This window comes from Microbacterium aquilitoris, from assembly GCF_031932285.1.
GTDB lineage: Bacteria > Actinomycetota > Actinomycetes > Actinomycetales > Microbacteriaceae > Microbacterium > Microbacterium aquilitoris.
Genome location: NZ_JAUZVT010000001.1, coordinates 93,080 through 104,712, shown reverse-complemented (window position 1 = coordinate 104,712; position 11,633 = coordinate 93,080). Strand labels below are relative to the sequence as shown.

Genomic DNA, 11,633 nt, shown 5'->3' with positions numbered 1-11,633 from the left:
GATTCAGCGCGTGGGCGCGGCGGTCGTTCCGCGGAGGATGACCTCGGGGACGACGGTGTGCGTGGCGTCGGGCGTCTCGCCCTGCAGCAGGGCGCGGAGTGCTCGCCAGGCGAGGGCGCCGAGCTCCGCCGTCGGGACGGCGGCGGTCGTCAGCCCGGGGGAGGTGTAGCGCGCGAAGGGGATGTCGTCGAAGCCCGCGATCGACAGATCTCCAGGCACGGTCAGACCGCGCTCGGTGGCGGCGCTGAGGAGGCCCATGGCGGACAGGTCGTTGAAGGCGAGGACGGCGGTCGCGCCCGAGTCGAGGACGGCGTCGAGCGAGTCGGCGCCGGCCGCGAAGTCGACACCCGCCGGGATCTCGAAGATCTCGCACCCGTCGAGGGTCGCGCGGGCGTCATCGAGTGCGGCGAGTCGCTGCGCGTTCGAGGCGCTCCGCTTGGCGCCGGCGAGGTAGGCGATGCGGCGGTGCCCGAGACCGTAGAGGTGATCGATGACCTCGCGGAGCGGGGTGCGGTAGTCGGCCGCGACGCTGGGGGCGTCGCCGGCGCGGTTCACGAGCACGACGGGCGCCACCTCGGCGAGGACCTCGGCGAGGGCGGCATCCGACATGCGGGGAGCGCAGAGCACGAGACCGTCGGAGCGGCGGCGGGACTCGAGGGCGAGCAGGCGCTCCTGGTCTTCGTGCTCATCGGAGTCGGCGACGAGCACGTGGTAGCCGTCTGCGACGGCGGCGCGACTGAGGCCGCGGAGCATGCCCTGGAACGTCGGGTTCGAGAGGTCGGGCACGACGACCGAGATCGTCTGGGTCTTGCCGAGGACGAGGCTGCGGGCGAGCGGGTTGGCGGAGTAGCCGAGCTCGGCGGCCGACGTGCGGACCCGTTCGGCGAGAGCCGGATCGACGGTCGCGTTGCCGTTCATCACGCGGGAGACGGTGGCCAGCGAGACGCCGGCGTGCTTGGCAACGTCGGTGATCGTGGTCTGCTTCTGCCCTGCCATCGGCTCCCCTTCGCGCCTTCCGGCGTGCGCCGTGCGCGCACCAGTGTGGCCATACTATGCGAGGAAACGTTTTATGACGGGAGACGACGATGTCCGGATCTGCTGCTGACCGAGCCGCGAAACGCGAGCGGGTGGCCGGTGTGCGGCGGGATGCCGGTGGTCGCCCACTCGTGCTCTCGTCGCACGAAGCGCTCGCCTGGTACCTCGAGGGCGTCCGCACGCATGTCTCCCTCGCCGGCCCGCCCGTCCTCGCCGTGCGCATCGACGACGACGGCGACACCCTGTTCGTCAGTGCGAACGAAGCCGAGAGGCTGATCGCCGAGGAGCTGCTGCCCGAGGATGCCGACCGCGTCGTCCGTGTGCCGTGGCACCAGCCCGTGCTCGAGGCCGCAGGTGCCGGTCTCGCCGAGGTCGATGTCACAGCCGCGCTGCGCGCCGCGCGCGCATCGCTGCTGCCCGCCGAGGCCGATCGGTACCGCGCGCTCGGGCGCGAGACCGCGGAGGTGCTGACGGCGGTCGCCCGCGGTCTGCGGGCGTCATCGACGGAGCGGTCGGCCGCGGCTGCGCTCGCCGAGGGGCTCGTGGCGCGGGGTATCGATCCGCTCGTGATCCTGGTCGCGGGCGAGGAGCGGCTGCCCCACCGGCATCCGCTCCCCGCCGACGGGGCGCTCGGGCGTCGGGCGATGCTCGTCGTCTGCGGGCGGCGGCACGGCCTGATCGCCAACGCGACCCGGTGGGTCGGCGAGGCAGGGGTCGACGATGACCGCATCCTCGAGGTCGAGGCGGCGTTCTTCGCCGCCACACGTCCGGGCGCCCGGCTGAACGACGTCTTCGCGGCCGGGACCGTCGGGTACGCGGCATCCGGGTTCGACGCGGACGAGTGGACGAAGCACCACCAGGGCGGACCGACCGGGTACGCCGGGCGCGACCCCCGCGCGACGACGCTGACGACGGATGTCGTCGCGTCACCGCACGCGTTTGCGTGGAACCCCAGCGCCCCGGGCGCGAAGGTCGAGGACACCGTGCTCGTGACGGAGTCGGGTATCGAGGTGCTGACGGTCGACCCCGCGTGGCCGACCGTGGAGTTCGGCGGGGTGCGCCGGCCGGTGGCGCGGGCGTTCGACTGACGCGGCGCGCTCGGATTCGGAGACGTCTATGGCGTTGATCCTGCATTCCCGCACGGGCGCCCGCATCGTGGACGGGTCTCCACCCTCGACACGGCGCAGGGGTCCATCGATATCTCCGCCTTCGGCGGCTCGGCTGCGCTGCGCGAGCTGCACGTGGCGGAGAACCTGCCGCTGCGAGGCGTCCCGGCCGTGCTGGCGGGCGCACCCCACGCGACCGTGCATGTCGCTCGTGATTTCCATGACGCACCCGACGGAGCGGAGCGGGTCCAACGCATCGCGGTCCCGATCAAGAAGCCCCGCGCCACGCGCTGACGTGAGGGCCCGCTCGAGATGAATGAACTCTCATTCTCGGGATGTGGATAGGGGTCGTTTTCGGCTGATTCTGCCGGGGACGATGTCGGAGGTTGGTGGCAGAGTGCAGGTATGACGGAAGCGATGGAAACCCCCGGTGGCGAGGCATATATCGCTGCCATCGCGGGGATCGTCGCGGACGTCGAGACGGTGGGTCGGCAGATCGCTGCGGGGCAGATCGCGCAGCTTCGCGTGCTCGCCGCGGCGGGACGGTTGGCGGAGGCGCAGAGCGCTCACGCGGACGCGAACGTCCTCCTGCACGACATGGCACTGAGGTCGATCGCTGCAGAAGTCGCCGGGGCAATGCGGATGACCGACCGGACGGTGCAACGCCGGATCCGTGAAGCACGGGTGACCATCGAGGGATTCCCGGCCGCGGTCGCCGCGTGGGAAGCGGGGCGGATCGTCCGCGGACACGTCTCGGCGATCGTGGATGCCGGGGTGAACCTGCCCGCCGAGTTGTGGGCGGAGTTCGAGAAGGTCGCGATCGAACGGTGCGAACGAGACACCCCGAACCGGGTGCGGGGTGAGTTGGAGATCCTCGCGCACCGGATGCACCCGCGATCCTTCGCGGAGAGGCACGAAGAGGCGGCCGCGGGACGTTGCGTCCGGTTGGTCGCCGGCCGGGATGGGATGAGCGACCTGATCGCGACCCTCCCCACCGTGATCGCCGAGGGGATCCACGATCGACTCACCCAACAGGCGCGCGCGATCATCGACACGCGAGGCGAGCGTGCGGCGACCTCCGATGTGATCGCGACCGATGGCCGCTCGACGGACCAGGTCCGGGCTGACGTGTTCTCAGACCTGCTCCTCGCGGGCATCCCGTCGTTGGACGACACCCGGGACACCGCGGCTGGGCCGCTGGGCGCGATCCGCGCACGCGTGCAAGTGCTGATCCCCGCCGCGACACTCACCGGTGCAGATGACGGGCCCTGCGATCTCTCGGGGCGCTCACCGATCGACCCGGTCACCGCTCGCACGCTCGCCGGTGAAACCGGAGTCTGGGAGCGTCTGCTGCACGACCCCGTCACCGGGGTCACCGTCGCGACGGACTCGTACCGTGTCCCGTCGAGGATGCGCAGGTTCCTGCAAGCTCGGGATCAGCACTGCCGGTTCCCCGGATGCCGGGTCGCCGCCATCCGCTGCGAAGTAGACCACACGCATGATCACGCGCTCGGCGGCAAGACAGAACTCTCGAACCTGGCCCACTTGTGCCAGAGACACCATTCGATGAAGCAGTTCACGGCCTGGAAAGTCCGACAACTCCAGGGTGGTGTCCTCGAATGGACCTCACCCCTCGGCAGGACCTACAGAGAAGACGCACCCACTCCGGCCGTCGCCTTCACCTCTGCCACCGCAAACCCCGGAGACCCGGCGCCCTTCTGATCCGGGCCTCCGGCGGTCAGGTCGGCGCGTCAGCTCCGCGCCCGCGCGTCAGTGCTTCAGCTCCGCCCCGTCACGCGGCTGCGCGCCGGCGCGCCATGAGCGCTGCGACGCCGAAGACGACAGCGACGACGCCGGCGAGGCCGAGCCAGAAGACGTCGAGCGCGAAGAGGTTGCCCGCGGTGCCCTCTCGGTCTACGCGGTCCATCTGCGCGGAGAGGTTCACCTGCGCGAGTACGACGAGCGCGAGGCCCACGAGGATCAGGGCGGTGCCGACGATGGTGCGCATCAGGGTTTCCTCCGGGATGTGGATGATGCTGTCACCATAGGGCCATGCTGGTCACGCCGTGAAGGTCGACCCCTTCGCGGGTTGATCCCCGTCGCGTCGCTCGATCGCACGCAGGCATTGCGCTACGAACCGTGCGATGCGTCGTGCCCCCTCGACGCGGAAGTGCGTGTCGTCGATCAGACCGTCCGGCCAGGCGGCGGTCTCGCCCGGCGCGTAGTGCGAGAGCAGACGAGCGGATGCCTCGTCCCCGAGGTCCTCGTAGAGCCAGGTCGTGAACGCCGTGAGGTCGATGAGGTCGACGCCGTCGGCGGCAGCGAGGTCGCGGACCGCGTTCGGATAGTCGCCGTGCGTCGGCGTCACGCGATCCCCGTCGAACCAGCGCCGCTCGCACGACGTGCAGAGCACCGGTCGGGCCCCGCGAGCGCGGACCTCGGAGACCATCCGATGCAGCCGATCGGTGTAGCCGCCGCGCGAGGCGAGCGACTCCGGCTGCTTCTGGTCGTTGTGCCCGAATTGGATGACGACGGTGTCGCCAGGGACGACATCGGTCAGCAGCGCATCCCACGCCCCGCTCGCGAGGAACGACTCTGTCGTCGCCCCACCGAACGCGTGATTGCGCACCTCCTCCGAGACGAACTCGTCGAGGCATTCGCCCCAGCCGGCCATGGGCTCCTCACCCGCCTTCATCGGCGCGACGGTCGAGTCTCCTGCCAGGTGGTAGGTCATCGGCATCCCTCTTTCATCCCGCACATGGCGATGCGGCGGCCGGGTGATCCCGACCGCCGCATCCGTCTGTCAGCTCGCGGCGAGTGCCGTCTCCACCTGCGAGATGAGCTCCTTCGCGGCATCCGCGGGAGTCGTCTTGTCGAAGGTGACGTCGTCGAGCAGCTTCGTGATGATCGGCCCGAGCTGCGAGGTCGGCAGCGCGATCGGGTTCTGCGGCGTGCCACCGGCCTTCGACAGGCGGTCGATGAAGGCCACCTGCTCCTTCTCGGAGTCGGTCAGATCGGGCGTGATGGCCTCGAGCACGGTCGGGTCGGCGGGGATGCCGAGGGTCAGCTTGTTGAGCGGACCGGCCTGCTCGCTGTTCAGCAGGAAGTCGATCAGCTTCGCAGCCTCCTTCGGGTGCTTCGACTTCGAGTAGACCGCGTACTGCACGGTCGGCTGGATGACCAGACCCACCTTGTCGGCGCTGTCACCGGGGACGTTGAGGATCTTCAGCTCCTGACCGGCTGCGCCCGCGTAGATGCTGATGAAGTTCAGCGGCGCGAACGTCATGCCGACCTTGCCCTGACCCATGAGGCTCTGCTCGAGCGACGCCGACGCGTCCTCGGCCGCGGTCGAGGCATCGGGCGACCCGCCGGAGTCCTGCAGGTCCTTCGAGAACTCGAAGAACTTCTCGGCCGTGGCCTCGCTGACGCCGAACTTGCCGTCCGCCGTATAGAGGTCCTCGCCGTTCTGGCGGGCGAACGCCATGAGCGACTGGTCGTTCGAGATGGCCGACGAGCCGTACGTGCCCTTGCCTGCCTTGTCGGAGATCTCCTTGGCGATCGAGATGTAGTCGTCCCACGTCCAGGTCGTGTCGTCGGGGATCGCGACGCCCGCCTTCTCGAAGACGGCCGGGTTGACGATGATGCCGCGCGAGCCGACACCCGTCGGCAGGGCGTAGAGCTTGCCGTCGATGATGCCGGCGTCGAGCGAGCCCGCCTGGAACTTCGACTGGTCGATGTCACCCGTGATGTCGGCGATCGCGTTCTTGCTCTTGTACAGCGGCAGCGCGTCGTACGTGATCTGCAGCGCGTCGGGTGCGCCACCGCCGGCGACCTGGGTCGCGAGCTTGTCGTAGTACCCGTTGTACTCGCTCGGCTCGCCCTCGACCTTGATGTTCGGGTTCGCCTTCTCGAACAGCTTGATCTGCTCGGCCTTGATGGCGTTCAGCTCATCGCTGCCCCACCAGGCGAAGCGGAGGGTGATCTGCTCGTCGCCGTTTCCGGCTCCGGATCCACCGCCGCAACCGGTCAGCGTGACGGCCAGCGCCACGCCGGCAGCGGCGAAGGCGAGGAGGCGTCGGTTCTTCATGGGGTTCCTCTCAGACGGTGCGGCGGCGGAGGGCGCGCAGCAGGACAGGGGTGATCCGAGCGGAGCGGAGGTCCGATCCACCGGCGGCCGTGCGTTCGTGTCGGGTCGGGCCGGAGGTGATCGGGGTCATGCCGCTCCTTCGCGGATCAAACGTTTTCTCAGCTGTGAGAAAACGCTTACTGACGGACGGTAGCGCCGGGGTCGCGATGTTGTCAACGATCGGTGTGTCTCGCTTGGGTCACGCCGTCAGTGTCGCGGCGAAGAATGCGCGTGCCTCGTCCTGCATCGCGGGACTCGAGACGTGACCGTCGTCGAAGAACGTCCCGCGGTAGCCCGGCGTCCCCGCCAGGGCTCGGTCCGCGTCGCGCATCCCCTCGATCGGGAACAGCGGATCCTGCGCCCCGTACTGCACGAGGAGCTCGCGCGGAGACGCGGATGCCGCGATTTCGGGGAGGTCTCCCGCCGCCCGGATGCCGGGGCTGTTCAGCAGCCACGAGTGCGTGTCGATCTCGCGCGGGACGAGCGAAGCGAAGGTCGCCATCATGCACGTCACGACGGTCGCCCGCACCCGGTCGTCGAGGGCGCGCAGCATCACGGCGCGCCCGCCGCCGCCCGACAGCCCGAACGTGCCGAGCCTCTCGGCATCCACCTCGTCGAGTCCGGCGAGCACGTCGAGGGCGGCGACGTCCTCGGTCATCACGGCGCCCGCGAGCGACGTGCCGAGCATGCCCGCGGCCTTCGCGAGGGAATCCTCGTGCAACGACGCGACGGCATCGAACCGCTCGGCCTCGGTCGGGGTCACGCCCTCCTCGCGCCAGAGCGCCTCGCGACCTGCGATCAGTCCCGCGAGACGGGGTGTCGGGTGCGAGAGGTCGAACGCCCTGCTGCCCCACGAGAACGTGTCGTGGGCGAGGACGACGAAGCCGTCGCGCGCCAGGTCGTTCGCGGGAGCGAGCCCGCCGTAGACGTTCTCGCGCAGACGGGATGCCGACGGGTGGGGCGCCTGGTCCGTTTCGAGCAGCTGCTCCGCGCCGACCGAACGGACGCCACCGTGGCAGTGCAGGCCGAGCAGTCCGGGGAGGCCGCGACGATCGTCGTCGGGACGCAGCACCCAGGCGCGGGTGCGGGGGCCGTAGGGCAGCTGCCAGGAGAGCTCGCGGCCGTGCACGCCGCCTGACCGCCACTCGCGCTCGACGCGGACGTCGCCGGCGACGGCGCGGCGGACGCCGAGGATCGAGGCGAGGATCGAGGCGAGGATGCGGCGCGTCCCGGATCCGCTCGTCGGCACCTGCTCGCGTTCCAGGAAGGCCGGCCAGTCGGGGTACCCGGCGATCGGGCCGAGGTCCGGCATCTGCTCGTCGACACGGGCGGAATCGGCCATGGCGGCTCCTCGTCTTCGGGGACCGCTTGTGCGCTCCGCTCGATAGTGTATCGTCACAGAAAGCGCTTTCTGAGCGTGTCGTCGGCGGTCGCAGGAGACCGTCGAAAGTGTCGAGGAGGACCCGGATGAGCGCGATCAGCGAGCTGTCCCAGATACGCCGCCCGCGCGGCAAACGAGGCGCGCGCGAGCGACCCAAGGACACGAAGGCCGCCCTGGTCTTCCTGGCCCCGTGGCTCCTCGGGCTGATCCTCGTCACGGTGCTGCCCATCATGGCGTCGCTGTACCTGTCGTTCACGAAGTACGACCTGTTCAACGCCCCCGAGTGGATCGGGCTCGACAACTACGTGCGCATGTCGCAGGATCCTCGACTCGGGGCATCCCTCGGTGTGACCTTCGTCTACGTGCTCGTCGGCGTCCCGCTCGCCATGGCCGCTGCCCTCGGCGTCGCGCTGCTGCTCGACAAGGGACTGCGCGGACTCGCGTTCTACCGGTCGATGTTCTACCTGCCGTCGCTGCTCGGCTCCTCGGTCGCCGTCGCGATCCTGTGGAAGCAGATCTTCGGCGTCGACGGCATCGTCAACCAGTTCCTCGCCGTCTTCGGCATCGAGGGACCGGGCTGGATCTCGAACCCCGACACCGCGCTGTCGACCATCATCCTGCTGAGCGTGTGGGGCTTCGGCGCCCCGATGGTCATCTTCCTCGCGGGCCTCCGGCAGATCCCGGTCATGTACTACGAGGCCGCATCCGTCGACGGGGCCGGACCCGCGCGCCAGTTCTTCTCGATCACGCTGCCGCTGCTGAGCCCGATCGTCTTCTTCAACCTCGTGCTGTCGATGATCGGCGCGTTCCAGGCCTTCACGCAGGCCTTCATCATCTCGGGTGGATCCGGCGGACCGTCGGACTCGACCCTCTTCTACACGCTGTACCTCTACCAGAAGGGGTTCACGGCGTTCGACATGGGCTACGCCTCGGCCATGGCCTGGCTGCTGGTCGCCATCATCGCGGGCTTCACTGCCGTGAACTTCGCTCTCTCCAAGCTGTGGGTGTTCTATGACGACTGAACTGATCACGACCCGCGACCGTCGCTTCGCCCAGGAGCGTCAGCGCATCCGACGGCGGCAGAGCGCGGGTCTCGGCGGACGCTCGAAGGTGAGCGTCGTCGCCCGTCACGTCTTCCTCATCGCGACGTCCGCGCTGATGCTCTATCCGCTCCTGTGGATGGTCGTCAGCTCGCTGCGACCCAACGACGAGATCTTCCGCCTGCCGGGCCTCTGGCCGCTGTCGTTCGAGGTGTCGAACTACACCGAGGGATGGAACGCCCTCTCGCCCTCGTTCGGCACGTACCTGTGGAACTCGATCGTCGTGGTCGCCGGCTCCATCGTCGGCAACCTGATCTCGTGCTCCATGGCGGCGTACGCGTTCGCCCGGCTGAACTTCCACTTCAAGCGCACGATGTTCGCGATCATGCTCGTCACGATCATGCTCCCCGTGCACATCGTGATCGTGCCGCAGTACATCATGTTCAGCCAGCTCGGCATGGTGAACACGTTCTGGCCGCTCATCCTGCCGAAGGCGCTCGCGACCGACGCGTTCTTCATCTTCCTGATGGTGCAGTTCATCCGCGGCATCCCTCGCGACCTCGACGAGGCCGCCCGGATCGACGGCGCCGGACATGCGCGCATCTTCCTGCAGATCCTGCTGCCGATGATGACCCCGGCCCTCGCGACGACGGCGATCTTCACCTTCGTCTGGGTGTGGAACGACTTCTTCGGCGCCCTCATCTATCTGAACAACCCCGACCTGTTCACCGTGCCGCTGGCGCTCCGCCAGTTCATGTCGGCCCAGGGGGCGTCGAACTTCGGCGGCATGTTCGCGATGTCGGTCGTCTCGCTCGTCCCGGTGTTCCTGGCGTTCCTGTTCGGTCAGCGCTTCCTCATCCGAGGCATCGCCACCACCGGCATCAAGTAAGCCCGAACGCGAAGGCGGCGACCCCTGGAGGTCGCCGCCTTCGTCGTGCGTGGGGGAGCGTCAGCCGAGGCGGAGGGCGGCGACGACCTCGGCATCCGACAGGCGACCGTCGGCGACGAGCAGGCGGTACGAGCGGGTGACGGGGATGCCGGGGGCCAGCTCCACGGCACGGTCCCAGGCGAGGGCGGCGCCGATGCCCGGGTAGCCCGCGACCCGGACGAACCAGGGGTCGGCCGCCGAGTCCTCGTCGAGCGGCGCCATCGCGACGGTCGCCGTGCCGGTGGGGAACTCCGCTGACCACGCGAGCCAGGGGGCGACGGTGCCGTGCACCGCATCCTCGCCGTGCGCCGAGGCGGTCCGCACGTCGACGTCGGTCGCCGCGGGCAGCCGCCACGCGAGTCCGCCGTAGCCGCCGCCGACCCGGCCGTTGCTGCCCGGGCCGCCGAGGTGCAGCGTGCCGGCGCGCGTGGCGAGCGTGAACGTCAGGTCGATGGTGGCCGCGCCGGGCCCGGCCTCGGCGACCGTCATCCGACGCTGCTCGGTGAGCATCTGCGCGCCATCGCGGCCGATCCACGCGAACTCGGCTTCGAGGGCGGATGCCGCCCCCTCGACGCGCGTCGCGACGATGCGTCCGTGGTCGTCGCGCCAGACGTAGTCGCGTCCGGGGGTGTAGGTGCGGCCGCCCCAGAAGTTGACTCCCGAGACGTCTTGCAGCGAGACGCTGATGCCGAGGTGCCAGTCGTGGTCGGCGGGGTGCGTGTCTGACACGACGACGCCGCCCGGCGTGCTCACCGGATGGAGGTAGGGACGCGGGCTCGACGATCGGGTCACATCGGCGCCGTCGACGAGGACGGCGATCGGATGCTGCGGCTCGCCCGGTGCGGCGAGGTCGGCCAGGACGGCGGCCTCGGTCTTCGCGGCCCACGGCAGGTGCAGCTCCGCGAAGGTCGCCTCGGCGTCGACCGCGCGCTCCACGGCGTCCTGCACGCCCGTGATGACGACGCGCGGCGAGCGGCCCTCCTCGTTCCACGTCACGAACGCGGCGTCGATCGCGACCGGCTCGGTGTCGGCGACGGCATCCATCACACGGACGAAGGCTCCCGTCTCGTGCAGCGGAGCGAGCATCGGTGTGCCGTGGTCGCGGTGGTCGAGCAGGTTCTCGACGAGGTCCACGCGGCCGAACTCGACGCGGCGGCCGTCGGTCTCGACGACGTCCTCCGTGTAGAAGAAGGTGGCCGATCCGCGGGTGCCGCGGATGAGGACGTACGGGTCCTCGTCCTGCACGGCGCAGAGGGTCAGCGCGGAGGTGACGCGGATGCCGCGGCCGGTCGACAGGCGGATGACGCTGGTGTCGTCCCCCTCGATCGCGTTGGCGCGGTAGAGGTCTGCGGTGATCTGCGTCACGTCCGTGGCGGCGGTCGACTGGGCGACGGCGAGGGCGGTCGCGGTCGCGTGGGCGAGAGGGTTCGCGACGACGCCGTCGAGGACGGGGAACCCGTCGAGCACACGGTGCCCGGCCCACCGGCTGCGCGACCAGTACGCCCGGTCGCGGCACCAGAGCCCGACGGCGCCGATCGCCTGGATCGGTCCGAGCCCGAACTCGTCGGCGATGAGGGCGGGGATGGCGAGCGATCCGAGGCTCTGGAACCCTACCTGGACGCGCGCGCCCGAGGCCGCCGCGGCATCCGCCAGCACGGCGAAGTCGGCGGACGACAGCACGGGCGGCTTCTCGAGGTAGAGGTCGATGCCGCGCGAGACGACGAGGCCGGCGAGGGCCGCGTGGGTGTGCAGGGGCGTCGCGACGATGACGACGTGGATGTCGTCGACGGCGTCGAGCGCATCGGCGAGTGAGGCGAACGCCTGCGTGCCCGCCGGCAGGTTCTCGGGCGGCACGGGGGTGGGATCGGCGACGGCCACCAGCTCGACGCGATCGCCGAGGCGGCGCAGGTTCTCGAGGTGGACGGTTCCGAAGCCCTGGGCTCCGGCGAGGACGATGCGGGTTCGTCGGGGGACGGTCACGGGGACTCCTTCGTCGGCTCCTTCGAGTATGCCAGCA

General features: G+C 69.9%; 10 protein-coding genes. 4 read left to right on the top strand and 6 right to left on the bottom strand.

The features are described 5' to 3' along the window. Positions 1-3 precede the first annotated feature (3 nt). Positions 4-996 (bottom strand): LacI family DNA-binding transcriptional regulator, encoded by a 993-nt coding sequence (locus tag Q9S78_RS00495; RefSeq protein WP_311868116.1) that lies wholly within the window; start codon positions 994-996, stop codon positions 4-6. A gap of 170 nt (positions 997-1,166) precedes the next feature. On the opposite strand from Q9S78_RS00495, the gene Q9S78_RS00490 reads away from it, so the two are divergent. After that, positions 1,167-2,123, top strand: a complete 957-nt coding sequence (locus Q9S78_RS00490; RefSeq protein WP_311869651.1) for a M24 family metallopeptidase — start codon at positions 1,167-1,169, stop codon at positions 2,121-2,123. Between the two features lie 423 nt (positions 2,124-2,546). Continuing rightward, positions 2,547-3,863 (top strand): HNH endonuclease signature motif containing protein, encoded by a 1,317-nt coding sequence (locus Q9S78_RS00485; protein ID WP_311868114.1) that lies wholly within the window; start codon positions 2,547-2,549, stop codon positions 3,861-3,863. 70 nt (positions 3,864-3,933) lie between these two features. On the opposite strand, the gene Q9S78_RS00480 is transcribed toward Q9S78_RS00485, so the two are convergent. The 4 genes from Q9S78_RS00480 to Q9S78_RS00465 form a co-directional block, all read right to left on the bottom strand. Further along, complete coding sequence (locus Q9S78_RS00480) at positions 3,934-4,149, bottom strand: hypothetical protein (RefSeq protein WP_311868112.1); 216 nt, start codon at positions 4,147-4,149, stop codon at positions 3,934-3,936. Positions 4,150-4,200: 51 nt separating this feature from the next. Then, positions 4,201-4,875, bottom strand: a complete 675-nt coding sequence (locus Q9S78_RS00475) for a rhamnogalacturonan acetylesterase (protein ID WP_311868111.1) — start codon at positions 4,873-4,875, stop codon at positions 4,201-4,203. Positions 4,876-4,944: 69 nt separating this feature from the next. Continuing rightward, complete coding sequence (locus Q9S78_RS00470) at positions 4,945-6,228, bottom strand: ABC transporter substrate-binding protein (protein WP_020098534.1); 1,284 nt, start codon at positions 6,226-6,228, stop codon at positions 4,945-4,947. A 238-nt stretch (positions 6,229-6,466) separates the two neighbouring features. Next, the gene (locus Q9S78_RS00465) at positions 6,467-7,609 is read right to left on the bottom strand and encodes an acetylxylan esterase (RefSeq protein WP_311868109.1); all 1,143 of its coding nucleotides are present in this window, start codon (positions 7,607-7,609) and stop codon (positions 6,467-6,469) included. 125 nt (positions 7,610-7,734) lie between these two features. Between Q9S78_RS00465 and Q9S78_RS00460 the strand changes: the two genes are divergently transcribed. Then, positions 7,735-8,670, top strand: coding sequence for a carbohydrate ABC transporter permease (locus Q9S78_RS00460; RefSeq protein ID WP_020098536.1), 936 nt, complete (start codon positions 7,735-7,737; stop codon positions 8,668-8,670). Continuing rightward, positions 8,660-9,577, top strand: a complete 918-nt coding sequence (locus Q9S78_RS00455; protein ID WP_018187515.1) for a carbohydrate ABC transporter permease — start codon at positions 8,660-8,662, stop codon at positions 9,575-9,577. Before Q9S78_RS00460 ends, Q9S78_RS00455 begins: the two co-directional genes overlap by 11 nt. Positions 9,578-9,637: 60 nt before the next feature. Here Q9S78_RS00455 and Q9S78_RS00450 read toward each other — a convergent pair whose 3' ends face one another. Next, positions 9,638-11,596, bottom strand: coding sequence for a DUF6807 family protein (locus Q9S78_RS00450; RefSeq protein ID WP_311868107.1), 1,959 nt, complete (start codon positions 11,594-11,596; stop codon positions 9,638-9,640). Positions 11,597-11,633 lie beyond the last annotated feature (37 nt).

Bases quoted from the DNA above. Each gene is read 5' to 3' on its own strand.
- Q9S78_RS00495 (WP_311868116.1), bottom strand. From the start codon at position 996: ATGGCAGGGCAGAAGCAGACCACGATCACCGACGTTGCCAAGCACGCC.
- Q9S78_RS00485 (WP_311868114.1), top strand. From the start codon at position 2,547: ATGACGGAAGCGATGGAAACCCCCGGTGGCGAGGCATATATCGCTGCC.
- Q9S78_RS00480 (WP_311868112.1), bottom strand. From the start codon at position 4,149: ATGCGCACCATCGTCGGCACCGCCCTGATCCTCGTGGGCCTCGCGCTC.
- Q9S78_RS00475 (WP_311868111.1), bottom strand. From the start codon at position 4,875: ATGACCTACCACCTGGCAGGAGACTCGACCGTCGCGCCGATGAAGGCG.
- Q9S78_RS00470 (WP_020098534.1), bottom strand. From the start codon at position 6,228: ATGAAGAACCGACGCCTCCTCGCCTTCGCCGCTGCCGGCGTGGCGCTG.
- Q9S78_RS00465 (WP_311868109.1), bottom strand. From the start codon at position 7,609: ATGGCCGATTCCGCCCGTGTCGACGAGCAGATGCCGGACCTCGGCCCG.
- Q9S78_RS00460 (WP_020098536.1), top strand. From the start codon at position 7,735: ATGAGCGCGATCAGCGAGCTGTCCCAGATACGCCGCCCGCGCGGCAAA.
- Q9S78_RS00455 (WP_018187515.1), top strand. From the start codon at position 8,660: ATGACGACTGAACTGATCACGACCCGCGACCGTCGCTTCGCCCAGGAG.